The organism is Pantoea sp. BR_17 (assembly GCF_041955125.1).
GTDB lineage: Bacteria > Pseudomonadota > Gammaproteobacteria > Enterobacterales > Enterobacteriaceae > Pantoea > Pantoea stewartii.
Genome location: NZ_JAVAXT010000005.1, coordinates 160,124 through 182,778, shown reverse-complemented (window position 1 = coordinate 182,778; position 22,655 = coordinate 160,124). Strand labels below are relative to the sequence as shown.

Below are 22,655 nucleotides of genomic sequence, written 5' to 3'. Positions count from 1 at the left end.
CTGTAACCTACCGATTTTATATCTTTAGAGTTCTGTGGTTTGGCGGGCTTGCAGCATAATATCTATTTATTCAACAAAGCCGGTTATATCCTAAAGAATGAGTGTGACCAGCATAAAGTATCCTGCCAAGGAATGAATCGCCACGGGTTTAACAGACACCTCAGAGTCATTTATGGAGTGACCCCGCGCCCTTAGACAAATCTGCCCTATAGTTTGAGTGGTCGACAAAATTTTGTCACGCCAGAGAAATTTCTAAAACCGCTAAAAGTCCGCTCCTGGCACTAAGCGGACTGTTTGCAATCCTATGTTCGCTACGAGCTGTGAGTTCAACGGGTCGATGTAACGCTATCCTTAATCAAGGTGGGCGCTGCCATGAAACGAAGAACTCAGATTAACTACACACCAGAGCAGAAGGTGATTATCTGGGACAGATATAAGCAAGGTGATTCCCTGCATGATATTGCCAGAATGTTCGACAGATATCATTCTTCTATTATGCCCACTATCTACCAGACTGGTGCATACCGCCCCCCTGTCCGAAAGCGGCATCCGTTAGCACTTTCACTTGATGAAAGAGAGGAAATATCCAGAGCGCTGGAAGCAAAAATCAGCATCAGGGCGATCGCAAACAAACTATCGAGAGCCCCCTTAAAGATTAGCCGGGAGATCAGGAGGCACGGTGGTGCCAAACAATACCGTGCATCAAAAGCGGATACTGCTGCGTCGAAAAATGCTCTGAGACCAAAATCCTGCAAGCTAATTGAAAGACCCACACTGTGTAAAATCATCGCAGAGAAGATGCATCAGGACTGGTCGCCGGAACAAATCGCCGGTTGGCTGAAACGCTGTTATCCGGATAGTCAGGAAATGCATGTGTCACACGAAACGATATATAAAACGCTTTTTATACAAACCCGGGGTGCATTAAAAAAAGAACTGCAGCAATGCCTCAGAAGCGGAAGAGTCGTGCGTAGATCCAGAACATCATCGCTTAAAGGGAAAGGATTAGGGGCAATCCGGGATACGATCTCTATCAGCGAAAGACCACCTGAAGCCGCTGACAGAGCCATACCCGGTCACTGGGAAGGTGACGTGATCCAGGGCTCTAAAAACTCCTGTATCGTCACCCTCGTAGAACGTCATTCCCGTTTTGTTATGCTGGCCAAGATCAGGGACAACAAAACCATAACGGTTATATCTGCACTCATCAAACAAGCCCGGGAATTACCTGCTGAGCTTTATAAAACATTAACATGGGACCGGGGCGCTGAAATGACCAACCACACCCGGTTTACTGTAGCCACAGATATCCAAGTTTACTTCTGCGATCCTCAATCCCCTGGTAACGCAGGTCCAATGAAAATACAAACAGATTACTTAGGCAGTATTTTCCAAAAGGAACTGACTTATCGGTTCACAGCCAGCAAAGACTAGACAGTGTTGCCAGGCAGCTCAACTAGAGGCCAAGAAAAACGCTAAACTATGAATCACCCGCAGAGAGTTTTAACCAATGTGTTGCATCTATCAGTTGAACTCACAGCACATAGCAGACTAACATTTTTATCAGTCGTTTACCTCATGGTGAACAGAGAGTGTCTTAGCACATCGTTCACCACAGATGACAGGCGGACGTAAAAAAAACCGGCTTTTGCCGGCTCAGGTTTTCATGCTGCGTTCACGTCGTCGCACTTCGGCAGCCAGTCAGCGCTGCTTTCGTCCGTCAGGCCGAGATTGGTCTGCACGCCTGTTTTCGTGCGCCGCTTCAGGTAGCTCCTGCCGTACTCGCGCAGGATGCTCTCCAGCGCCTGGCTGAAGGTCTTCATGCTGAGCGGGTTGCGGTAGCCGTTGGCCTCCATGTACGCCAGATAGGCGTGATAGAGGTAGCGTTTCGGCTGCAGGGGCCGGATGCCGGCGTTACCCATGTGCAGGCCGTTCGGCTCGGCGGTGGCAAAGAGGTAGCCGCAGAAGTCCACCATCGGGTCGGCGTCGCGCTTGATGCGCATGGCCTCGCCGGAGTTCTGCTGCTGCTGAAGCAGCGCCCGGGCGTCCTGCGGGTTGCTGAAGCGCTGCATCAGCTGGCGCACGATGACGGCCAGCTCCGCCTGTATCTTCTCTTTCAGCTGCGGGTCGCGCTCGTCTGCCGGGATGATTTCCGCGAAGTGCAGGATAACCCGGCGGCGCGACACGCCCCCGCTGCGGTCGGTGAAGCGCATGGGGTTGTTGTTCACGGCCAGTATCACCGCCGGGATGTGCGTGGAGTAGGCGTCACGGTACTTCGGGTCAACGGACACCGCATCGCCGCCGGTAATCGCCTTGATGCCCGCGCCGTCGCCGCTCCACTTCTCCTGGTCGGGCAGGCGGATGAGCGAAAAGCCGATGACCGAGGCGCGCTCGCGCGACGACTCCAGCGTCTCGATGGTGGCCGACACGGCGTTATCCGTTCCTGCCAGCATGGTGGCGATTTCCGCCATGATGCTCTTGCCGCTGCCGCCGGGGCCGGTGACCTCCAGAAACAGCTGCCAGTCGTAGCGGTTCGCCAGCACCATGAACAGCGCGGCCAGAATCACGTCCCGCTTCTCTGCACTGCGCCCGGCGGCGCGGTCGAGCCACTGCCAGAAGTGCGGCGCGTGGCGCTCCAGCGTTTCGCCCGCCACCGGGCGGGTGTAGTCCACGTCGCTGACCGTGCGCAGCCAGTTCTCACGCCGGTGCGGGCTGAAGGTGCCGCTGCGGGTGTCGAGCACCCCGTTGCGGAAGCCAATGAGCTGTCGCTGCGGCGCGGCCTGCTGGGGCAGCATCAGCTTCAGCGTGTCCACCACGCCCGCCACCTTGCCCGCCGAGAACGGGGCGCGCAGGCGCTGGAAAAGCTTCGCCACGTCGCGCCCGAACTGATTGCCGGAAATCACCTTCCACGCCCCGGCCTCATAGCGGCAGAGGATTTCGCCGCTGGCGTCCACGGCCAGATTGCGCCCGTAGTGCTCCGCGACGCGCTCCGCCTTCTCGCTGGCGCTCATGGCCGTAAACTCGGCCTCGCTCATGGTGCCGAACGGGCTGGCGGCGGGCGGTGCGGAGGCTTCCCGCAGCGCCTGCCGGGTGGCGTCCTCACCGTGCGCGGTAAAGGCGTCGTTCCAGTCGCCGAACACCGGCGGCAGGGCCACCGTTGCGTTGCAGGCTGCGGCGGCGTGCCGGGCCTTACGCTGGCCGTCGCCGTTCAGGTCGCGGTCGGCGGCAATCACCAGCGGCAGCGACGGGTGCTGTTCACGGACGAGGCCGGCCAGGGAAAGGAGGTTAACGGACGACAGCGCAATCCACACCGCGTCACCGGTCAGCGCGTGCACGGTCAGCCCGGTGGCGTAGCCCTCGGTGAGCCAGATGCGTTTCGGGGTGCCCTTACCGCTCAGAACGTGGCAGGCGCCTTTCACCTGGCCGCCTTTAAGCGTGCGCTTGTCACCGGCGGCGTTAATCAGCTGGACGTTAACCAGCGCGCCGTCCGCGTCGTGCAGCGGTACCACCAGGTCGCCGGGGCGGTAATTGGCGAGCGCCACCTTATGCGGCTTCGTGAGCGTCAGGCAGGAATGTTCGGGCAGCCCCTTGCGTGACAGGTAGGCGTTGCCGGTGACCGCTTTCGCGCTGCTCACCAGCTGCTGCGCCAGCGCGGCGGCGGCCGTGCGGGCGGCCTCGTCGTCCGGCTCAGCCGGTGCGGCTTCAGTCACCGGCGGCAGGCTGCCGGTGAGGTCGTTCACGCGTGCGGCGGCCCCGGTCAGGCTGACGCCCAGCGCCTTCTGCACCAGGTCCATGCCGTCACCGGCCCCGCACTGGTTACAGAACCACGTGCCGCGCCCCTCTTTATCGTCAAAGCGAAAGCGGTCTTTGCCGCCGCACACCGGGCACGCCGTGTGCCGGTTCTTCACCACCTTCACGCCCAGCGCGGGCAGGATGCGGGGCCACTGGCCCCGCGCGGCGCTGGCCGCGTCTGATACGGTCATTTTCATTGTGTTTTCCCTCAGTGCAGCGGCGGCGCGTCGTGGATGCGCCCGCAGAGTTCGTCCATCACCACCTGCCCTAAAAAGCTCAGGCACGGGGCGGCCTTCAGCGGCCCGGCGGTCAGCAGGTCGTCGAGCAGCGCGCAGGCAATCTCCAGCCCGCGCGCCCGGCCGTGCTGGCGCAGGTAGAAGCCCTCCAGTTCGGTCTCAATGGCGCGCTCCAGGCGGGCCAGCGTCAGGCCGGAATGTCGCTTTTGCTCACGGCACAGGGTAAGCCAGGCGCAGGCCACCGCGCGGCGTGACAGCGCGGCGCGCAGCTCAGGGGGCAGGGTGCGTGCGTTCATGCGCTCACCTCCCCGTTCATCCAGCCGTCGCGGCAGCGGGTCACCACATCATCCAGCTGGCCGGTGATGAGAAACAGCAGCGAGGCCAGCTGTTCGCTGTCGGCAGGCTCCGGCGGGGTGCAGCAGTCGCGCAGGGCCGCCGCGTCGCAGGCCAGACGTCCGGCGTTGCGCAGGTGCTCCAGGCGGGCGAGGTCGTCAAGGGTAATGGTGGCGTGGTTCACGGGCGCACCTCCGCAACCGGCAGGCGGGCGGCAAAGACCAGAACACAGCCGCGGGCCAGCAGCTGGCGGGCGGCACGTCCGGTGGCGGCGGTGGTACGAAGCATCTGCACGCGGGCGTGACGCTCACAGCGGCGCACGGCGGCAAACACAAAGACAAATTCTGAATGCGGGGAATTAAGGACGGTAGCCATAAGGGCAGTCTCCAATGTTAGTAGCATACAGCTACCACCGGAAACGCCAATTTCACTGGTGGTAGCCCAGACGGGGTTGGCGTAACCGGCAACATTGGAAACCGGCGCTTCGTGAGAAGCCCCCGCCTGAGCCACCATTACACGGACGGCACAACGGATACAGGACCGTCGCCCGAAAAATGGGTGCATCAGAGCACAGACACAAAAAAAGACGCAAGGCGCGTCTGGTGTCGCCAACGTTGTATTCAGGACGCCAATCCCGGCTGTCGATTTTGCGACAGCAGAAACACTGTACCAGGGAAGGCCCCCGGCGCGCAAGCCGGGGAAAGCGAAGAAATGCAGCATGACGGACGGTCTCAGCGGTGGGTGAAGGTCATGCCGCACTCCCCTGACCGCGGGCGGCGATGCGTTCGTTCATCCAGGCGTTCACCTCGCTGGCCGCCCATGCGACGTTCTTGCCGCCGAGCGAAATCTGCGCGGGAAAGGCGTCGCGGCTGATGAGGTCGTAAATCGTCGAGCGGGACAGGCCGCAGACGTGAATGACCTCCGGCAGGCGCATGAAACGCTCCTGAACCGGCGGCGCGTAAGGGGCTGACGGAGCCGCCGGGGCGGAGGGGGGTGCGGTTAAAGCAGTGTGCATGGGCTACCTCTCGTTGATTCCATACAGAGCCGGGCGGATACGTCCGGCATCGGGCAGCTCTGTATTCTGAGCATATTTCTGTCGGAATCAACAGGGCGGGATTGTGTCACCACCCTTACAAAATGGTCATTTACTGCTCATGTAAAACGAATAGGAACGAATAAAAACATATAAAGACGAGGTAAAACCAGGGCTTAGTTTCTGGCTATTGAAAGTGAAAGATTAAAAGGAAATAAGGCTGATAAATGTCCGTCGGGCTTTTTAAGACGGTGAACGATGGTGAACGGTGGGTGAAGGATGCTTTTTAAACTGTTCACCCTCTAATTTACTGTATTACTTATTTTTTTCTCTCTGGTGAAGAATGGTGAAGGATTTATATAAAACTAAAAGTGGAATGTGGGTTTCGTGAGACCTTTCCCTGGCTGGCCAGAAGAAGGGCTTTTTGTCTGAGTCGTCACACAATGTCATCCGGTGGCACCGCCTGTGCCAGCTCCGGCACAATTGACTGACCGAAAAACGACCAGACAGGAAAACGAAATGGCCCTGAAATGTCCCGAATGCGGTCAGGTGGCTCATACCCGGACCAGTTCTTATGAAGCACCGTCCGTAAAGCGCACCTGGTACCAGTGCCGGAACCTTGACTGCTCCTGCACGTTCACCGCGCTGGAGAGCGTTGAGAGAATCATCATGAAGCCCGGCAGGCCTGTTGCCACAGAGGCAGAGGTGAAGAACGGCACGGTACGTCAGCCGCAGACGCTTGGCCGGTACGGCTCAGCCTGTTCCCGCAGGGACCGGCACGCACAACCCTGAAAGAAAAAATACGGCCAGAAACACTTAATGCCCGTCATATGCCGGGTTTTTTTATGTCTGTTGCTTGAGTGCATGACTATGCTGCATGAAATCGCATGAGTTTACGGCACCTGAAAACGGCAGCAAAGGCCAGCAGCGGTGCGGCCCGGAACGATTCATGCAGGTGCATGAAAACCGCTATATGAAGCGCGCAGGCGTGGCGGGGCTACGAGAGCGCGCAGCGGGGTTAAATGGTGTCAATCGTGCAATTCTCGTGGAGCCAGTAAAATTCGGAAGGGAGAAATCCCGCCGCTTTGGGGAGCTTTAAGAACGCAGAGTTTCAGAACAAAGAGCAGTGGGGAAGTGCAGAACAACGCGGCAGAGAGCATTACAGAGGGGGTTAGGTTGAGGTCGGCATAAGAGGGGCCAATTAAACAGCCGAGATCATCAGTTGGGGCGGGAGTGGAAAGTATTAAGAGGAAGGTAAAAGTATAACGCTCACGCGATGATAATTGTAAAAGCCATTCGCAAGAAAAATGGTTCTGCATGCGTTTTAACGATATTAAATCCCCCGCCAGCATAAGTACTGGTGTGCCTTGACGCCGTCCGTGTACTTGCATTAAACCCACTCATAAAGCGGGTAGACGTGATGGGGAGAGCATTGCGCGTCAAGCAAGATATAATTAATGAAGCAGATTCATTGTTGATATCAAATAAAATAGATTGGGAAACATGATACTATTGCGCTGTAGCCATAATTACAGCGCAAATATCTTTAATTCTTTACTTTATCTCCCCACCAATCCATAAGCTCAACTCTTTGTATTAAGTACGTTGAGCGATTATAAGCTTTTCGAACTTCATTTCTGTCTGAATGTGCTAAAGCAGCTTCAATAACATCAGGATTAAATCCGGCCTCATTGAGTGCAGTACTTGCGATGGATCGTAATCCGTGAGCAACTAATTTCCCACCATAACCAATGCGTTTAAGCGCGGCATTAGCAGTCTGGCTATTCATCGGTTGCTTTGGGTCATTCCTGTTCGGAAAAACATGCTTCCGGTGAGCACTAATTGGTTTCATCACTTCCAGAATCTCTAATGCCTGAAGGGATAGAGGTACAACGTGCTCACGCTTAGACTTCATCCGTTCGGCTGGAATACTCCAGAGCTTTGCATCGAGATCTATCTCTGCCCAACGAGCACCTGAGGCTTCAGAAGGGCGCACAAGCGTCAGGAGTTGCCATTCAATTAAACATCGAGTCGAAACAGAGAGATTCGACATCACCAAAGAACGCATGAGTTTTGGTAATTCTTCTGGCCGAAGCGTCGGCATATTTTGTTTTTTGGGTTTCTCGAAGGCCATCCCAACACCAGACGCTGGATTGGCATCAAGCAGACCAGTGTTTACAGCATAAATCATTATCTCGTTAATTCGCTGCACTAGTCGACGTAAAGTCTCGAGCGCTCCACGAGCCTTAATGGGGTCAAGGGTTTCAACCAGTTTTCGTGCTTTGATTTGCTGAACGGGTATCTCACCGATGGCAGGGAAAACATCTTTCTCAAGTGAACGCCAAATATCTTTAGCGTAATCAGGGGTAACGCTTTTACTTTTGAGCTGAAACCAGTTGGCAGCGACCGTTGAAAAAATACTGTCCAGAGCGATTTGTTCCTGTTCCTCTGCAACTTGAGATTGAATTTGTGGGTCAATTCCATTGGCTAATAAAGCAAGATAATCCGCTCTTAATCCTCGGGCATCAGCAAGCGAAAGGGCAGGGAAGGCACCGAGTCCAATCATAGTCCGCTGCTTTGTTGTCGGACGTTGATAACGGAAACGCCAAAGCTTTTTCCCGTTAGTTTTTACTATCAGGAAAAGCCCATCGCCATCATGCAGCGTTAGCTCCTTCTCTGACGCTTTAGCGCGAAGAATTTCGGTGTTAGTCAGTGGGCGTGTTGTCCGTGCCACTATGGCCACTCCTTCATGAATTGGTATACGCTTTTAGGTATACATCCTACCGTATACCTAAACGTATACCAATAATCACTGGATTTAGCCGGATTTACTCGGACGAATACAGACACAAAAAAGCCCGCAGGGCTTGTGCCGTGCGGGCTTTCAGGATTTCACCGGACGTATCCGGATCATTGTGTGGTGGAGCTGGCGGGAGTTGAACCCGCGTCCGAAATTACTACACCGTCGGCACTACATGCTTAGTCCAGTCTTTACATTCGCCGGTCAGCTGCGGACGGACACGCCACTGACAGACTAGCCTGATTAAGTTTAACGCTTCAACCCCAGGCAGGGCATCCACGCGATCTCTTTTGGGTTTGACCTCTCTTGATCCCCGTCCTAAGAGCGGAGGCTAGGGAGAGAGGGCTCTCAGCAGGTTATTAAGCTGCTAAAGCGTAGTTTTCGTCGTTTGCGACTATTTTTTTGCGGCTTTTTACGAGGCCAACCGCCCCTCGGCATGCTCCTAAGGCTTCACAATCCCGTCGAATCCAGAATCAGCCCCAGAACTTCAAATACTAGCAAAAAAGCGTATCGAATTCCAGTATTTAACGATTGGCATTCTTCATAATACGCGCTTTGTCCATTTGCCATTCACGATCTTTGATGTCGTTACGCTTGTCGTGCTCTTTCTTACCGCGAGCCACGCCGATTTTTAACTTACACCAGGCGTTTTTCCAGTAGAGCGACAGCGCGACAACGGTATAGCCCTCGCGATTAACGCGGCCATACAGTGAATCCAGCTCACGCTTTTTCAACAGCAGTTTACGGCTGCGTGTAGGATCGCAGACTACGTGCGTTGAAGCCACGGCGAGCGGCTGGAAGGTTGAGCCGAACAGATAGGCTTCGCCATCGCGCAGCAAAATGTAGCTGTCGCTGATGTTCGCTTTACCTGCACGGAGTGATTTAACTTCCCATCCCTGTAGCGACAAACCGGCTTCGAACTCTTCTTCAATGAAGTATTCGTGGCGGGCGCGCTTGTTCATGGCAATGGTGGCAGAACCGGGTTTGTGTGCTTTTTTCTTTGTCATAATGCCGCGTATTTTACATCACTTGGTCGGTTATCGCATCCCCAGTCCAGCGGGGCAGCAGGAAACAGGGTATTCTAGCACACCATGACAATGAGGAATTTTTGTTTAATCGCTGAAAATGCTATTATTTAGCGGTTTTGTGACGAACAGGAACCATTATGGCTCAGATTAGTCGTTCGGCGCTGGTCCCCTTTAGCGCCGGACAAATGTACCAACTCGTAAACGATGTCGATGCCTATCCGCAGTTTCTGCCGGGCTGCACCGGTAGCCGCGTGCTGGATGCCTCTGAAAATCAGATGACGGCGTCAGTCGACGTGTCTAAAGCGGGCATCAGTAAAACCTTTACTACCCGTAATACGCTGACCGACAACCAGAGCATTCATATGCAACTGGTCGACGGCCCGTTCCGCAAGCTGACCGGCGGATGGCGCTTTATCGATCTCGGCGATGATGCCTGTAAGGTCGAACTAAGCCTGGAGTTTGAGTTCACCAATATGCTGGTTGAAATGGCATTCGGTCGCATCTTCAAAGAACTGGCCAACAGCATGGTGCAGGCGTTCACGCAACGCGCCAAAGAGGTTTACAGTGCCTGATATCTCGGTTGAGGTGGTGTACGCCCTGCCTGAAAAACAGTATCAGCAGTACGTAAAGCTGGAAGAGGGCAGTACGGTCGAGCAGGCCATCAAAAAATCAGGTTTGCTTGAGCTGCGGCCTGATATCGACCTTGCCAGCAATAAAGTGGGCATTTACAGCCACCCGGTGAAACTGACGGATATCGTGCAGGAAGGCGATCGGGTTGAGATCTACCGTCCGCTGATTGCCGACCCGAAAGAACTGCGTCGTCAACGCGCAGAACGCGCGGCCAGCAGCAAGAAATAACCGGTCAGATCGAAGAACATGAAAAAGGCGCTGATGAGCGCCTTTTTGCTTTCTGCGGGTTAATCACCGCCGCGATGGCGACGGTCAGAATCAACCGTTAGCCTTCTTGCGAGGACAGGGCAGGTTTATTGTCGATGTTGGTCAGCACACCGCTGCGGTCGAAGGTCAACGTCAGTGTCTGCTGTTTGACCTTCTCATGGCCAGGTTCCTGACGGAATACGTAGTACCAGACATTGCTACCAAACGGATCTTTCATCATCGGCGTACCCAGTGTATAGGCCACCTGCTGCTGAGTCATGCCGGTATGAATCTTGGCAACATCATTGGCAACCAGATAGTTTCCCTGATTGATATCGGGACGATAAACCACGCGCTCTAAAGTGGAGCATCCGGCGGTCATCATCAACATTACCACTGCCGCGGCAGTCAGCGTTTTACAGCGCATCTATACATTCCTTTTCTGGGGCCAAACGCCTTTTACAGGCTGTTCTTCTGCCATCAAATTCTGAACTCTGCCTGCGGCAGGCTTTATTATTCAGGCGACAATAGCTGTCGATGATAATAAACCTTTTCGCTATTGGAAACCTCTACAGAGCATGCATATGACCACGCTGTGTTAAAAAAGTGCATATCAGGCGGCTAAAAGTTCTTTAGCATTAGCCAGCGTGTTGCGGGTGACCTCGCTGCCGCCCAGTAAACGCGCCAGTTCCTGCAAACGTGCGCGCTTGTCCAGCGGCTGCATATGGGTTTCCGTCATTTCGCCGTCAGTCTCTTTGCTGACAAAGAAGTGCTGATGTCCGCAACCGGCGACCTGCGGCAGATGCGTAACGCACATCACCTGTGTTGATTCGCCCAACTGGCGCAACATCTTGCCGACGACGGCGGCGGTAGGGCCGCTGATGCCCACGTCAACTTCGTCAAAGATCATCGCCGGGGTTTCCATCTTGCGGGCCGTAATCACCTGAATGGCCAACGCAATACGTGACAGCTCACCGCCGGAAGCAACTTTGCCCAACGGCTGTAAAGGCTGCCCGGGGTTGGTCGTCACCTGGAAATCAATGCGGCTTGCGCCATCCGCCGTTAACTGATCGGGATTAAACACCAGTTCGATGGCAAAGCGGCCGTGCGGCATCGAAAGCAAATGCATGCTCTGGGTAATTAACTGCTGAAGCTCATCCGCAAAGCGGCTACGTTGTTCGTGCAGTCGTTCCGCGCACTGTAAGGCCGCCTGATAATGTTCGGTGACCAACGTTTGCAGACTTTCCTGATCGCTTTCCTGCTGGGATAACAACTCTGCTTCATCCAGCAATTGCTGATGGAGAGCGGGTAAGCCTTCCGGCGTGACATGGTGCTTACGCGCCAGCGCGATTTGCCGCGAGATACGCTGTTCCAGTTCATAAAGGCGATTGGGATCCAGATCGAGGCTGTCGCAGTAGTGACGCAGTTCGTCGCTGGCTTCGCTCAACTGAATGGCCGCTTCTTCCAGCAGGTTATAAACCCCGCTGACCTTGTCATCCAGTGCGGTAAGCTCTGACAGCATCTGGCGTGCGCTGTACAGCATACTGTTGAGGTTGGTGTCATCGCTGTCCGCCAGAAGCTGAAGTGCCTGCTGGCTGGTTGAAAGCAGCTGTCCGCTGTTGGCCAGGCGTTTGTACTCTTCGTCGATCTGCTCGAACTCACCTGCCTGCGGGGCAAACTCGTTCAGTTCTTTGAGCTGGTACTGCAGTAATTCGCGACGGGATTCACGTTCCTGCGCCTGCTGCTGATGCTGCGCCAGAGTACGGCAGCTCTGATGCCAGGTCTGATACGCCGCACGCATCTCAACCAGCAGCGCGTCATGCCCGGCATAGGCATCCAGCAGGTGTTTTTGATGGTCGGGCTTGAGCAGCAACTGGTGCGCGTGCTGGCCATGAATCTGAATCAGCAACTGGCCTAAATCGCGAAGCTGTGAAAGCGGAACCGCCGTGCCGTTAATAAAACCGCGTGAGCGGCCATCGGCACTGATCACGCGGCGCAACAGGCACTCATTGCCATCATCCAGTTGGTTGTCGCTGAGCCAGCGCTGAGCGGAAGGCGAGGCTTTGATTTGAAAGCGCGCGCATAAATCTGCGCGGTTGGCACCCTGACGCACCATATCGGCATCCGCGCGACCGCCGAGGCACAATCCGAGCGCATCGATAGCAATAGATTTACCGGCACCGGTTTCACCGGTAATGGCCGTCATGCCACGTTGAAAATCAATGTCGAGCTCACGAACGATAGCGAAATTGCTGATGGTCAGTTGTGCCAGCATAGCGTCACCTGTATGAATAAACACATATGGTTTTTCATACAGTATAAACTGGTTTTTTATCCAGTAAAGAGGGTGCGCTCACTTTCAGAACAATTTTTTTGACCAGCCCAGTTTGGAACTCAGCGTGTTGAAATAGCTGTAGTTTTTGGGATGGATAAGATTGAGATGGTTTTCGCTGCGGCGGACCAGCACATCTTCCCCTTCCTGAATAGGCAGCGCAATCTGGCTGTCGCAGCTGATTTCCAGGTCGTTGCGGCGGGCCGAAAAGCGCAGGCGAATGGTGCTGCTGCTGTTAATCACCAGAGGCCGGGCCGATAAGGTGTGCGGAAACATCGGCACAATCGTTATCGCGTCCAGCGACGGCGTTAAGATCGGGCCCCCTGCGGACAGGGAATAGGCTGTAGATCCGGTCGGCGTAGAAATGATCAGGCCGTCTGAGCGCTGTGAAAAGGCAAACACCTCATCAATGTACACTTCAAACTCGATCATGTGGGCGACTTTGCCCGGATGGAGTACCACTTCATTAATCGCGCTGCCGATGCGGGGTGAGCAGTCGGTTTTGCATACCTGCGCTTCCAGCAGAAAGCGGCTTTCCACAAAATAATTGCCGTTCAGCACGTCATCAAGCTGATGGTGCGCGTTATCCGGATCCAGATCCGTCAGAAATCCCAGATTGCCGCGGTTGATGCCAATCACTTTTATGTCATACCGCGCCAGTACTCTGGCTGCGCCTAGCATATTACCGTCACCGCCGACCACGACGGCTAAATCCGCCTGCTGGCCGATTTCTGCCAGCGTGCCAGTCTGGACATCGTCCAGTGAGAGTTCCTGCGCAATCTGCTGTTCGACAATGACACGGTAGCCCTTACCGGTCAGCCAGCGGCACAGCATTTCATGCGTGGTGAGCGCGGTGGGGTGGCGTGGATGGCCCACAATTCCAATGCAGTTAAAGTGTTTGTTCATCGAGTGGGTCTTCCTCATAAGCCAAATCGGCACGATGATGTGACGTGTTCCCTTGAAACCGCCAAACCAATCCCCATAATAAGCCAACCAGCGAAGTGAATGTGCAAAACGCGGAGAAATTCATGAGTAGTAAAGAACAGAACACCCCAAACGAGCAAGTCTCAGACGAAATTCAACAGGAACAACAGCAACCTCAGGACGCGGAGACAGCAGGTGAGGTGGATCCGCGTGATGAGCGCATCGCTCAGCTCGAAGCTGAGTTAGCGCAGTTGCAGAACGGCGTGCGTGACGCGCAGCTGCGTGCACAGGCAGAGATTGAAAATGTGCGTCGTCGTACCGAGATGGACATTGAAAAAGCGCACAAATTTGCGCTGGAGAAGTTTGCCAACGAGCTGCTTCCGGTGATTGACAGCCTGGAGCGTGCGCTGGAGCTGGCGAACAAAGAAGATGAGAAATCCGCTTCGATGGTGGAAGGCATTGAGCTGACGCTGAAATCGCTGCTGGGCGCAGTGCGTAAATTCGGTGTTGAAGTGGTCGGTGAAACCGGCGTGCCGTTCAACCCTGAAGTCCATCAGGCGATGTCGATGATGGAATCTGACGAGGTCGAGCCTAACCACGTGATGATGGTGATGCAACGCGGTTATACCCTGAATGGGCGTCTACTGCGTCCGGCCATGGTTGCAGTGGCCAAGGCGAAAGCCTGATTGTAGCCTCATCTCACAACGGCCGCGCACTGACGCGGCCGTTGTGTTCAGGCTGCCGGGTTAGGTAAAACTGGTGTCCAGTCAACAGGATCTCTGCCGCTTTCTTTTAACAGGGCGTTAGTTTTTGAGAAATGCTGGCAGCCAAAAAAGCCGCGGTGTGCCGAAAGGGGAGAAGGATGCGGCGCCTGCAACACATGATGGCGCTGGCGATCAATGATGCTGCCTTTCTTCTGCGCATGCGAACCCCACAGTAAAAAGATTACCCCTTCACGCTGCGCGTTAATCGCGTCAATCACCCTGTCGGTAAAGGTTTCCCAGCCCAGCCGGGCATGAGAATGCGCTTTGCCCGCTTCCACCGTTAACACGGTATTCAGCAACAGCACGCCTTGCTCTGCCCAACTGGCCAGATAGCCATGACTGGGTTTCTCAAAGCCCGGAATATCCTGCTGCAGCTCTTTATACATGTTCTGAAGGGAAGGCGGAATGGGCACGCCCGGCAATACAGAAAAAGCCAGACCATGTGCCTGATTCGGCCCGTGGTAAGGATCCTGACCCAAAATCACCACTTTCACATCGCCTAACTCCGTTAAGCGAAAGGCATTAAAGACGTCTTTCTGCGGCGGATAAACGGTCACGCCTGCAGCCCGCTGGTTAGCGACCTGTTTCAGGGTTTCAATGAAATAGGGCTTCTCTTTCTCTTCAGCCAGCACATCGTGCCAGGTCAGCTTTGCAGCCATAATCAACTCCCTTGTGTTCTGAACGCTAAGCTTAGCTGTTCAGTATCCAGACATGAAGCCTAAAATTATTTTAAAAATTCAATAAAATTTAGTCCCGCTACGTTTTAAAAATCAATCGCTTAGCAATGTGGCCAAAAAGTGCCCGATTGTACTTGATTCAGGTCAAAACTAACGTTATGAGCGAGTGATATACCAGTTGCTCATCATTGATTTATTGACGGTATTGGTCCAGCCAATGCCTTGCAGGAGAAACTGAGATGATCACAGGTATTCAAATTACCCAGTCACACAATCCGGCCTTAGTGAATTCGTTCTGGCTGTTAGATGAAGAAACCGCTCAGGCACGTTGTCTGTGTGCCGTAGCAGGCTATCAGGACGATCAGATTGTCGCGATTGGTGAGTTAGGGGACATGGCTTACCGTGAAGTACCGGTCGAGATTAAACCCCAGGTGCGCGTGGAAGGCGGGCAGCACTTAAACGTTAACGTCCTGCGCCGTGAAACGCTGGAAGACGCCGTGAAACATCCTGAGAAGTATCCGCAGCTGACCATTCGTGTTTCCGGGTATGCCGTGCGCTTTAATTCGCTGACGCCTGAACAACAGCGTGACGTCATTGCCCGTACCTTTACGGAAAGTTTATAAACTGCCTGTGTGCTGAAATAAAACGCAGCGCCAGAAGGACAAATTTCTATGCGTTAACAGACAGATAGAACATGAGTGTCGTCGGGTGAAATATCCAGCCGGGCAGCTTTATGATGTTTGATGCTGAATGGAGACGAAACCGGGCTTTACCCACCTGAACAATGAAAAATCGCCTCTCAGGAGGCGATTTTTTTAGAAGCGTGCTGTTTTATTCCGCATTCTCACTGCCGGATGAGCTGCCACTTGGCTTGCGGCGTTTACCGACATTTTTAAGATCGCGATGGCGTTTTTTCACCCGCGGTTTCTCTTCTTCTTTGGCTTTTCGCTCTGCACGCTTCGCAAGCGCCTTCTTCGACGGTTTTCCGGTGGTTTTTGGCGAAGGCGCACGCGTGACCGGACGCAGTTCATCAATCACCCGTGCTTTAATCGGCTCGTCAACGTAGCGGCTGACTTTACCCAGCAGCAGATGGTCATGGGCTTCGACCAGCGAAATGGCGATGCCTTTACGACCGGCACGGCCCGTACGGCCGATGCGGTGCAGATAGGTATCCGCCGTGCGTGGCATATCGAAGTTAATCACGTGGCTCACATCCTCCACGTCAATCCCGCGTGCGGCGATATCGGTGGCGACCAGCACGTTTACCCGACCTTCCACCAGACGTTTAATCGCCTCATTGCGTTTAGCCTGGACCATTTCCCCTTCCAGGTAGCTGGTGCGGATTCCGGCATCATGCAGCCAGCTGACCAGTTCATGCAGGCGTTCACGTTTACGCACAAACACAATGGATCGGGTCACTTCCGGCTGCTTTAACAGGTGAACCAGCAGTTTGGTTTTGTGCTCAAGATCGTCGGCGCGGTGATACCACTGCTGAATTTTCTTACGCTCGCGACGGCTGGGATCGGCTTCCAGTTCAACCGGTTCGTTCAGCAGGCGCTCGGCAAAATCTTTAATATGCTCGCCTTCCAGCGTAGCGGAGAACAGCATTGTCTGTTTACGCCAGCGCGTTTCACCCGCGATGGTTTCGATATCCTGGGCAAATCCCATGTCCAGCATGCGGTCTGCTTCATCCAGGATCAGCGTTTCCACTGCGCGGCAGTCAAAGTTTTCTTCTTTGATGTACTGCAGCAGACGGCCGGTGGTGGCAACCACAACGTCCTGATTTTCGCTGAACACTTCGGCGTGGTTCATAAAGGCCACGCCGCCGGTGATAGTGGCGATATCCAGATGCGTATGTTTCGCCAGTTCCCGCGCCTGGTCGGCAACCTGCATCGCCAGTTCACGGGTGGGCGTTAAAATTAAAATACGTGGCGGGCCAGACTTCTTGCGTGGAAAATCGAGCAGGTGCTGCAACGCCGGTAATAAATACGCGGCGGTTTTCCCGGTCCCGGTAGGTGCCGAACCCAGAACGTCGCGGCCCTCCAGCGCGGGGGGAATGGCAGCAGCCTGAATTGCTGTCGGGCGCGTATAGCCTTTCTCCTGCAGCGCTTCAAGCAGGCTTTCGTCGAGTTCAAGTTCGGAAAATGTGGTTACGGTCATGTTCTACCTCAGTTTGGGGCGCTGATTATAGACAGATCGGACATAATCTTCATCTGTTTATCGGTATTGACTGCGTCAGATTACGTCAACGGCGTGAATTCCCCAACCTGGCACGTTACACTTGGCGCCAGCTATACGGCAGAAAAACAGGTGAATGGTCGCTGAGTATGATGCAGGACAAGCCGCAGGCGCGGCCGCAGTTAAAAAAGAACGGGTTTACCTTCAAGCAGTTTTTTGTCGCACACGACCGCTGTGCAATGAAGGTCGGTACTGATGGCATTCTTCTGGGTGCGTGGGCACCGGTCGCCGGGGTAAAGCGCATCCTTGATATCGGTACCGGTTCGGGTCTGATTGCGCTGATGCTGGCCCAGCGAACGCATGCTGATGTGGTGATCGATGCGGTGGAGCTCGATGCCGACGCTGCGCAACAGGCCAGCGAGAATGCCTGTCAGTCACCCTGGGCTGCGCGTATTCATGTTCATCAACAGGATATCGCGCAGTGGGCGGAAAACAGCAATACGCGCTATTCACTGATCGTCAGTAATCCGCCTTACTTTGCACCTGGCGTGGCCTGCTCAACGTCGGCACGCGACAGCGCACGCGCGACCGGTACCTTAAACCATCAGACCTTATTACGTTGCGCAGCGTTACTCATAGAAGAAGAGGGCTTCTTTTGTGTGATATTGCCTGAGACGACAGGGCAGGAGGTGATTGCGCAGGCACAATCGGAGGGCTGGCATCTGCGCTTTCGCTTCGATGTGGCGGAATATGCTCACCGTCCGCCGCATCGTGTATTGCTGGGGTTTTCACCCAGTCCGGGTGAAACCCTGTTTGAACGCCTGGCTATCCGCGATGCCGACCGGCAGTATTCTGACGCCTGGCAAAGCCTGACGCGTGACTTCTATTTGTTTATGTGATCGCCGGGCTGCAGGACGGTCGGTTGCGCTTCCGCCAGCGTATCGGGATAGTCGCGAATAAAATGCAGTCCGCGGCTCTCTTTGCGTTGCAGCGCACAACGCACCATCAGCTCTGCCACCTGTACCAGGTTGCGCAGTTCCAGCAGGTTGTTTGACAGCCGGAAGTGGCGATAGTACTCGTCGATTTCCTGTTGAAGCAGGCTGATGCGGCGCAACGCGCGTTCCAGCCGCTTAGTGGTACGGACAATGCCGACATAATCCCACATAAACAGCCGTAGCTCATGCCAGTTATGCTGAATGACCACGCGCTCATCGGCATCATCCACCTGGCTTTCATCCCATGCCGGTAAACGATCTACGGTCTCCGTTTCAGGTAAGATCCGCATCAGATCCTCCGCGGCAGACCAGCCATATACCAGACACTCCAGGACAGAATTTGAGGCGAGGCGGTTGGCACCGTGCAGCCCGGTATAACTGACTTCACCGATTGCATATAAACAATCGATGTCGGTGCGGCCATGCCGATCGACGACCACGCCACCACAGGTGTAATGCGCGGCGGGCACCACAGGGATTCTGTCCTTTGTCAGATCAAAGCCAAAGGTCAGCAGTTTTTCGTAAATCATCGGGAAGTGGGAACGGATGAAGGCCGGCGGCTGGTGGCTGATATCCAGATACATGCAGTCTACGCCCAGCCGTTTCATTTCATGATCGATGGCGCGGGCGACGATATCGCGCGGGGCCAGCTCCGCGCGTTCGTCGAAGTCAGGCATAAACCGCGAACCATCGGGCCGCACCAGCCAGGCGCCTTCGCCGCGCAGGGCTTCCGTCAGCAGAAAGTTTTGCGCCTGCGGATGAAACAGGCAGGTAGGGTGAAACTGGTTAAATTCCAGGTTAGCGACCCGGCATCCTGCTCGCCAGGCCATCGCAATGCCGTCACCAGAGGCGACATCGGGATTCGTGGTGTACTGATAAACTTTGGCCGCGCCGCCCGTGGCCAGCACGACGGCGCGCGCCTGGCAGGTTTCGACCCGTTCGCGATTGCGGTTCCAGATCCAGGCCCCCATTACCCGGCGGGGGCCCGGTAAGCCCAGTTTGTCTGACAGGATCAGATCCACCGCGTTAGTGCGTTCCAGGATGCGGATATTCGGATGACGCAACGCCTGGCCGACCAGCGTGGTTTCCACTTCCCGGCCGGTGGCGTCGGCGCTGTGCAGAATACGGCGATGGCTGTGGCCGCCTTCTCGCGTCAGGTGGTAACGCATTTCACCGCCGGCCTGAGGATCGGTATCAAACGCCACGCCATGATCGATCAGCCACTGCACGCAGTGCCGCGCATTGCTGGCGACAAATGAAACAGCCTCACGATCGCACAAGCCCGCCCCGGCAATCAGCGTGTCTTCAACGTGAGAATCCACGCTGTCAGTTTCATCAAACACTGCCGCAATGCCGCCCTGCGCATACAGCGTTGAGCCTTCATTAACCTGCGCTTTACTGAGCACAGTGACCCGGTAATGCGAGGCCAGCCGCAACGCCAGTGACAGTCCCGCCGCACCGCTGCCCACAATAAGCACATCACACTGATAATCTGAGGGGGAGAATATTGTCATAGTGTTTAATTTACTAAACAAGAATGACCCGAGCATAAGCCTTTGATGGTTTTTTGTGAAGTATTTTGAACACGCAAGCAGGCGTAATAGCGGGCTAAATCTAATTTATGAGATATATCAAATGGTTAGTTGTTTAACCGTTTAAAATCCGTTTTTCATACCAAACTTAATCGAATACAAGGATTTAAAGATGAAAAAGCGGCTGTCATAGGTTACTCTGCCTGCGATTTGCGCGTGTTACATTGAACGAAAATCAACAAACTGTGTAATCCTGCAGCAAAGCGGCCGAAAATGAACTTTTCGCCACGTAATGACTCAAAGCGCATGCTTGCTCAATAGCTGTGTGCTGGCAGTTCCTTAACGCATAAGAAAGTATTTGGGGAGACTTTACCTCGGATGAGCGAGCAGTTAGCGGACCAGGTTCTGGTTGAACGGGTTCAGAAGGGGGATCAAAAAGCTTTCAACTTACTGGTGATCCGTTACCAGCATAAAGTCGCGAGCCTGGTCTCACGGTATGTGCCTTCAGGCGATGTGCCTGACGTCGTTCAGGAATCATTTATTAAGGCGTATCGGGCACTGGATTCTTTCCGTGGCGATAGCGCGTTTTACACCTGGCTGTATCGGATTGCCGTGAATACAGCCAAAAACTATCTGGTTGCTCAGGGACGCCGTCCGCCTTCCAGCGATGTTGATGCAATTGATGCGGAAAATTTCGAAAGTGCGGGTGCGTTAAAAGAAATTTCGAACCCTGAGAACTTAATGTTGTCTGACGAACTGAAACAAATCGTCTTTCGTACCATCGAGGCGCTTCCTGAGGACTTGCGAATGGCAATTACCCTCAGGGAACTTGACGGTCTGAGCTATGAAGAGATCGCCGTCATTATGGATTGCCCGGTGGGCACGGTAAGGTCACGTATTTTCCGTGCACGTGAGGCTATTGATAATAAAGTTCAACCGCTTATCCAACGTCAGTGATAACGGCTACTGGAAGGGTATTAGGCATGCAGAAAGAAAAACTTTCCGCTTTAATGGATGGTGAGGCTTTAGATAACGCGCTGATTTCAGCCCTGTCTAAGGATGCAGATCTACAAAAAAGCTGGGAACGCTACCATCTGATTCGCGATATCATGCGTGGCGATGTTGGTGAACACCTGCATTTTGATATTTCTGCTCGCGTTGCAGCTGCCATCGAAAACGAGCCACAGCGTAATGTGACGTCCCTGATTCCTGAAGCACAGCCCGAGCCTTCTCGCTGGGAAAAAATGCCGTTCTGGCACAAAGTTCGCCCCTGGGCGGCCCAGATTACGCAGGTCGGCGTCGCAGCCTGTGTTTCCCTGGCGGTAATTGTGGGTGTTCAGCACTATAACCAACCCACCAACGGCAGCGTGGAAAGCTCTGACTCACCGGTATTCAACACCTTGCCAGTGATGGGCAAAGCGTCACCTGTCAGTCTGGGTGTCCCCTCGGATATGTTTGGTTCAGGCAATGCCTCACAACAGGTGCAGGACCAGCGTCGCCGCGTGAACGCCATGCTGCAGGACTACGAACTTCAGCGTCGTCTGCACGCCGATCAGCTGCAGTTCGAAACCAATGCGCCAAAACAAGCGCAGGCCAATGTACCGGGTAATCAGTCATTAGGAATGCAGCAGCAGTAATGAAGCCGCTATGGTATGCCGTTAGTCTTCTGACGGGCAGCCTGTTGTGGTCCACTGCCGCCCCAGCGCAGGTTTCTGCGTCTGGGGCGTTATTACAGCAGATGGAGCAGGCAAGTCAGACGCTCAACTACGAATTCGCCTACATCAACGTTTCCCGTCTTGGTATGGAATCGCTCCGTTATCGTCACGCAGTAATCGACGATCGCGTCTATGCACAGATTCTGCAGATGGACGGTCCGCGTCGCGAAGTCATTCAGCGCGGCAACGACATCAGCTATTTCGAACCGGGTATTGAGCCTTTCTCGCTTCCCGGCAATCACATCGTCGATGCGTTGCCATCGATTATCTACGCCGACTTTGCCAAGCTTGATGCGGCTTATGACTTTATTACCGTCGGCCGTTCCCGCATTGCCGATCAGATGTGTGATGTGGTGCGCGTAGTGTCGCGCGATGGCACGCGCTACAGCTATGTTGTATGGCTGGATGTGGATACCAAGCTACCGCTGCGCGTGGATCTGCTGGATCGTGACGGTGAAACGATGGAACAGTTTCGCGTGATCAGCTTCGCGGTGGATGATGGCGTACGCAACCTGATGCAGGGCCTTGAAAAAGCCAATCTGCCGCCGTCGCTCTCATTAACCAAATCAGACAACGCGACGCTGGACTGGGAGCCCGCCTGGCTTCCCGCAGGGATGACGCTCGTTTCCCAAAGCCGGCGTATGCTTCCCGCGTTAAATAAATCCCTTGAATCCCGGCTGTACAGCGATGGTCTGTTTAGCTTTGCTGTAAACGTTACGCCGGCAGATAAAAACAGCGTCGCACAGACATTGCGCACGGGACGTCGTACGGTGGAAACCGTAATACGCGATAATTACGAAATTACGGTCGTTGGCGAGTTACCGCCTGCGACGGCCAAACGTATCGCGGACAGTGTTAATCCTGGGGCAAAAAAATGATGAGAGAATGGGCCACCGTGGTGGCATGGCAGGATGGTATCGCCACACTGCATACCGAAGCCAAAACCTCCTGCAACAGCTGCCAGGCACGCAAAGGCTGTGGCAGCCATATGCTGAATAAGCTGGGGCCAAAGAATGCGCATGTGATGCAAATCGCCAGCAGCAAACCCCTGGCTCCGGGCCAACGTGTCGAACTGGGCATCAAAGAGAGCAGCCTGCTCGGTTCGGCACTGTTGGTATACATGACGCCGCTGTTTGGCCTGTTTCTGTTCGCGGGGCTGTTCCAGGCCCTGTTCGGCAGCGACCTGGCCGCCGCCTGCGGCGCGCTGTTAGGCGGAGTTGGCGGCTTTATCGTCGCCAAAGGCATTTCCATGAAATTTGGCGATCGTGAGGCCTTCCAGCCGGTTATCCTCAATATCGCCTTGCCCCCAGATGCGCTTCGTGTTGAAAGCGAAGCCTGACCCCTGCTTAAGCCGCACCTGTTGCGGCTTTTGTCTTAAGCCTGACGCGCAAAAAACTGTTTCGTTTCCACGACGTTCCATTCTTTTATGCGCGGCCTTAA

Annotated in this window: 24 protein-coding genes, 1 other RNA gene and 1 pseudogene; 12 read left to right on the top strand and 14 right to left on the bottom strand. The window is 54.6% G+C overall.

What is annotated here, in order from left to right:
- Positions 1-372: 372 nt before the first annotated feature.
- Positions 373-1,532, top strand: a pseudogene (locus tag RAC60_RS10435) (IS30 family transposase).
- Between the two features lie 132 nt (positions 1,533-1,664).
- On the opposite strand, the gene RAC60_RS10430 reads toward RAC60_RS10435, so the two are convergent.
- The 5 genes from RAC60_RS10430 to RAC60_RS10410 are packed head-to-tail and all read right to left on the bottom strand — an operon-like array spanning position 1,665 to position 5,376.
- Positions 1,665-3,989 carry a phage/plasmid primase, P4 family gene (locus RAC60_RS10430; RefSeq protein WP_375093575.1) on the bottom strand — a complete coding sequence of 775 codons (2,325 nt, stop codon included), beginning with the start codon at positions 3,987-3,989 and terminating at the stop codon, positions 1,665-1,667.
- An 11-nt stretch (positions 3,990-4,000) separates the two neighbouring features.
- A complete protein-coding gene (locus RAC60_RS10425) occupies positions 4,001-4,324 on the bottom strand; it encodes a DUF5375 domain-containing protein (protein WP_375093573.1) in 324 nt (107 codons plus the stop codon).
- Positions 4,321-4,545: a hypothetical protein gene (locus RAC60_RS10420; protein WP_028723020.1), complete on the bottom strand. Its 225-nt coding sequence runs from the start codon at positions 4,543-4,545 to the stop codon at positions 4,321-4,323. The genes RAC60_RS10425 and RAC60_RS10420 overlap by 4 nt, the downstream gene beginning before the upstream one ends.
- Positions 4,542-5,081 carry a host cell division inhibitor Icd-like protein gene (locus RAC60_RS10415; protein ID WP_375093571.1) on the bottom strand — a complete coding sequence of 180 codons (540 nt, stop codon included), beginning with the start codon at positions 5,079-5,081 and terminating at the stop codon, positions 4,542-4,544. Before RAC60_RS10415 ends, RAC60_RS10420 begins: the two co-directional genes overlap by 4 nt.
- A 28-nt stretch (positions 5,082-5,109) precedes the next feature.
- Entirely contained in the window at positions 5,110-5,376 is a 267-nt protein-coding gene (locus RAC60_RS10410) for a helix-turn-helix transcriptional regulator (RefSeq protein ID WP_375093570.1), read from the bottom strand.
- 537 nt (positions 5,377-5,913) lie between these two features.
- Between RAC60_RS10410 and RAC60_RS10405 the strand changes: the two genes are divergently transcribed.
- Together RAC60_RS10405 and RAC60_RS10400 are read left to right on the top strand one after the other, a co-directional pair.
- Entirely contained in the window at positions 5,914-6,186 is a 273-nt protein-coding gene (locus tag RAC60_RS10405) for an ogr/Delta-like zinc finger family protein (protein WP_072404116.1), read from the top strand.
- 85 nt (positions 6,187-6,271) lie between these two features.
- Positions 6,272-6,493 (top strand): hypothetical protein, encoded by a 222-nt coding sequence (locus RAC60_RS10400; protein WP_375093568.1) that lies wholly within the window; start codon positions 6,272-6,274, stop codon positions 6,491-6,493.
- A gap of 447 nt (positions 6,494-6,940) precedes the next feature.
- Here RAC60_RS10400 and RAC60_RS10395 read toward each other — a convergent pair whose 3' ends face one another.
- The 3 genes from RAC60_RS10395 to smpB all read right to left on the bottom strand — a co-directional run bounded on the left by RAC60_RS10395 (position 6,941) and on the right by smpB (position 9,201).
- Positions 6,941-8,128, bottom strand: coding sequence for an integrase domain-containing protein (locus tag RAC60_RS10395; protein WP_375093566.1), 1,188 nt, complete (start codon positions 8,126-8,128; stop codon positions 6,941-6,943).
- Between the two features lie 184 nt (positions 8,129-8,312).
- Positions 8,313-8,675: a transfer-messenger RNA gene (ssrA, locus tag RAC60_RS10390) on the bottom strand.
- Between the two features lie 43 nt (positions 8,676-8,718).
- On the bottom strand, positions 8,719-9,201 hold the full coding sequence (gene smpB, locus RAC60_RS10385) for an SsrA-binding protein SmpB (protein ID WP_033740943.1): 483 nt from the start codon (positions 9,199-9,201) through the stop codon (positions 8,719-8,721).
- Between the two features lie 158 nt (positions 9,202-9,359).
- Between smpB and RAC60_RS10380 the strand changes: the two genes are divergently transcribed.
- Together RAC60_RS10380 and RAC60_RS10375 are read left to right on the top strand one after the other, a co-directional pair.
- On the top strand, positions 9,360-9,794 hold the full coding sequence (locus tag RAC60_RS10380; protein ID WP_006120491.1) for a type II toxin-antitoxin system RatA family toxin: 435 nt from the start codon (positions 9,360-9,362) through the stop codon (positions 9,792-9,794).
- A complete protein-coding gene (locus RAC60_RS10375; RefSeq protein WP_006120493.1) occupies positions 9,787-10,080 on the top strand; it encodes an RnfH family protein in 294 nt (97 codons plus the stop codon). The genes RAC60_RS10380 and RAC60_RS10375 overlap by 8 nt, the downstream gene beginning before the upstream one ends.
- A gap of 97 nt (positions 10,081-10,177) precedes the next feature.
- On the opposite strand, the gene bamE is transcribed toward RAC60_RS10375, so the two are convergent.
- The 3 genes from bamE to nadK form a co-directional block, all read right to left on the bottom strand.
- Positions 10,178-10,525 carry an outer membrane protein assembly factor BamE gene (gene bamE / locus RAC60_RS10370; RefSeq protein WP_033740942.1) on the bottom strand — a complete coding sequence of 116 codons (348 nt, stop codon included), beginning with the start codon at positions 10,523-10,525 and terminating at the stop codon, positions 10,178-10,180.
- A gap of 186 nt (positions 10,526-10,711) precedes the next feature.
- The gene (gene recN, locus RAC60_RS10365; protein WP_058701191.1) at positions 10,712-12,373 is read right to left on the bottom strand and encodes a DNA repair protein RecN; all 1,662 of its coding nucleotides are present in this window, start codon (positions 12,371-12,373) and stop codon (positions 10,712-10,714) included.
- Positions 12,374-12,457: 84 nt separating this feature from the next.
- Positions 12,458-13,336 carry an NAD(+) kinase gene (nadK, locus tag RAC60_RS10360; RefSeq protein ID WP_006120497.1) on the bottom strand — a complete coding sequence of 293 codons (879 nt, stop codon included), beginning with the start codon at positions 13,334-13,336 and terminating at the stop codon, positions 12,458-12,460.
- A gap of 122 nt (positions 13,337-13,458) precedes the next feature.
- Here nadK and grpE point away from each other — a divergent pair, with 122 nt between their 5' ends.
- Entirely contained in the window at positions 13,459-14,040 is a 582-nt protein-coding gene (gene grpE, locus RAC60_RS10355) for a nucleotide exchange factor GrpE (protein WP_006120499.1), read from the top strand.
- Positions 14,041-14,087: 47 nt separating this feature from the next.
- Here the strand turns inward: grpE and ung are convergent, their stop codons facing one another.
- Entirely contained in the window at positions 14,088-14,777 is a 690-nt protein-coding gene (gene ung / locus RAC60_RS10350) for a uracil-DNA glycosylase (RefSeq protein ID WP_058701193.1), read from the bottom strand.
- 257 nt (positions 14,778-15,034) lie between these two features.
- Here ung and grcA point away from each other — a divergent pair, with 257 nt between their 5' ends.
- Positions 15,035-15,418: an autonomous glycyl radical cofactor GrcA gene (gene grcA, locus RAC60_RS10345; protein WP_039340033.1), complete on the top strand. Its 384-nt coding sequence runs from the start codon at positions 15,035-15,037 to the stop codon at positions 15,416-15,418.
- A 208-nt stretch (positions 15,419-15,626) separates the two neighbouring features.
- On the opposite strand, the gene srmB is transcribed toward grcA, so the two are convergent.
- Complete coding sequence (gene srmB / locus RAC60_RS10340) at positions 15,627-16,955, bottom strand: ATP-dependent RNA helicase SrmB (RefSeq protein ID WP_033740936.1); 1,329 nt, start codon at positions 16,953-16,955, stop codon at positions 15,627-15,629.
- A 167-nt stretch (positions 16,956-17,122) separates the two neighbouring features.
- Between srmB and RAC60_RS10335 the strand changes: the two genes are divergently transcribed.
- Positions 17,123-17,872 (top strand): tRNA1(Val) (adenine(37)-N6)-methyltransferase, encoded by a 750-nt coding sequence (locus RAC60_RS10335; protein ID WP_185199094.1) that lies wholly within the window; start codon positions 17,123-17,125, stop codon positions 17,870-17,872.
- On the opposite strand, the gene nadB is transcribed toward RAC60_RS10335, so the two are convergent.
- Positions 17,857-19,518, bottom strand: a complete 1,662-nt coding sequence (nadB, locus tag RAC60_RS10330) for an L-aspartate oxidase (RefSeq protein WP_375093563.1) — start codon at positions 19,516-19,518, stop codon at positions 17,857-17,859. The two genes, RAC60_RS10335 and nadB, sit on opposite strands and share 16 nt — an antisense overlap.
- A gap of 360 nt (positions 19,519-19,878) precedes the next feature.
- Here nadB and rpoE point away from each other — a divergent pair, with 360 nt between their 5' ends.
- Genes rpoE through rseC form a run of 4 tightly spaced genes read left to right on the top strand, consistent with a single transcriptional unit; the run spans position 19,879 to position 22,554 of the window.
- Positions 19,879-20,457, top strand: a complete 579-nt coding sequence (gene rpoE / locus RAC60_RS10325) for an RNA polymerase sigma factor RpoE (RefSeq protein WP_006120509.1) — start codon at positions 19,879-19,881, stop codon at positions 20,455-20,457.
- A gap of 26 nt (positions 20,458-20,483) precedes the next feature.
- Positions 20,484-21,137 carry an anti-sigma-E factor RseA gene (gene rseA / locus RAC60_RS10320; protein WP_375093560.1) on the top strand — a complete coding sequence of 218 codons (654 nt, stop codon included), beginning with the start codon at positions 20,484-20,486 and terminating at the stop codon, positions 21,135-21,137.
- Positions 21,137-22,093, top strand: a complete 957-nt coding sequence (rseB, locus tag RAC60_RS10315) for a sigma-E factor regulatory protein RseB (protein ID WP_006120511.1) — start codon at positions 21,137-21,139, stop codon at positions 22,091-22,093. The genes rseA and rseB overlap by 1 nt, the downstream gene beginning before the upstream one ends.
- Positions 22,090-22,554 (top strand): SoxR-reducing system protein RseC, encoded by a 465-nt coding sequence (gene rseC, locus RAC60_RS10310; RefSeq protein WP_039340029.1) that lies wholly within the window; start codon positions 22,090-22,092, stop codon positions 22,552-22,554. Before rseB ends, rseC begins: the two co-directional genes overlap by 4 nt.
- The last annotated feature ends 101 nt before the right edge of the window (positions 22,555-22,655 follow it).

Excerpts from the sequence above, each read along its gene's own strand:
- RAC60_RS10430 (WP_375093575.1), bottom strand. The coding sequence starts at position 3,989 with ATGAAAATGACCGTATCAGACGCGGCCAGCGCCGCGCGGGGCCAGTGG.
- RAC60_RS10425 (WP_375093573.1), bottom strand. The coding sequence starts at position 4,324 with ATGAACGCACGCACCCTGCCCCCTGAGCTGCGCGCCGCGCTGTCACGC.
- RAC60_RS10415 (WP_375093571.1), bottom strand. The coding sequence starts at position 5,081 with ATGCTGCATTTCTTCGCTTTCCCCGGCTTGCGCGCCGGGGGCCTTCCC.
- RAC60_RS10410 (WP_375093570.1), bottom strand. The coding sequence starts at position 5,376 with ATGCACACTGCTTTAACCGCACCCCCCTCCGCCCCGGCGGCTCCGTCA.
- RAC60_RS10405 (WP_072404116.1), top strand. The coding sequence starts at position 5,914 with ATGGCCCTGAAATGTCCCGAATGCGGTCAGGTGGCTCATACCCGGACC.
- RAC60_RS10400 (WP_375093568.1), top strand. The coding sequence starts at position 6,272 with ATGAAATCGCATGAGTTTACGGCACCTGAAAACGGCAGCAAAGGCCAG.
- smpB (WP_033740943.1), bottom strand. The coding sequence starts at position 9,201 with ATGACAAAGAAAAAAGCACACAAACCCGGTTCTGCCACCATTGCCATG.
- RAC60_RS10380 (WP_006120491.1), top strand. The coding sequence starts at position 9,360 with ATGGCTCAGATTAGTCGTTCGGCGCTGGTCCCCTTTAGCGCCGGACAA.
- bamE (WP_033740942.1), bottom strand. The coding sequence starts at position 10,525 with ATGCGCTGTAAAACGCTGACTGCCGCGGCAGTGGTAATGTTGATGATG.
- recN (WP_058701191.1), bottom strand. The coding sequence starts at position 12,373 with ATGCTGGCACAACTGACCATCAGCAATTTCGCTATCGTTCGTGAGCTC.
- nadK (WP_006120497.1), bottom strand. The coding sequence starts at position 13,336 with ATGAACAAACACTTTAACTGCATTGGAATTGTGGGCCATCCACGCCAC.
- grpE (WP_006120499.1), top strand. The coding sequence starts at position 13,459 with ATGAGTAGTAAAGAACAGAACACCCCAAACGAGCAAGTCTCAGACGAA.
- ung (WP_058701193.1), bottom strand. The coding sequence starts at position 14,777 with ATGGCTGCAAAGCTGACCTGGCACGATGTGCTGGCTGAAGAGAAAGAG.
- grcA (WP_039340033.1), top strand. The coding sequence starts at position 15,035 with ATGATCACAGGTATTCAAATTACCCAGTCACACAATCCGGCCTTAGTG.
- srmB (WP_033740936.1), bottom strand. The coding sequence starts at position 16,955 with ATGACCGTAACCACATTTTCCGAACTTGAACTCGACGAAAGCCTGCTT.
- RAC60_RS10335 (WP_185199094.1), top strand. The coding sequence starts at position 17,123 with ATGATGCAGGACAAGCCGCAGGCGCGGCCGCAGTTAAAAAAGAACGGG.
- nadB (WP_375093563.1), bottom strand. The coding sequence starts at position 19,518 with ATGCTCGGGTCATTCTTGTTTAGTAAATTAAACACTATGACAATATTC.
- rpoE (WP_006120509.1), top strand. The coding sequence starts at position 19,879 with ATGAGCGAGCAGTTAGCGGACCAGGTTCTGGTTGAACGGGTTCAGAAG.
- rseA (WP_375093560.1), top strand. The coding sequence starts at position 20,484 with ATGCAGAAAGAAAAACTTTCCGCTTTAATGGATGGTGAGGCTTTAGAT.
- rseB (WP_006120511.1), top strand. The coding sequence starts at position 21,137 with ATGAAGCCGCTATGGTATGCCGTTAGTCTTCTGACGGGCAGCCTGTTG.
- rseC (WP_039340029.1), top strand. The coding sequence starts at position 22,090 with ATGATGAGAGAATGGGCCACCGTGGTGGCATGGCAGGATGGTATCGCC.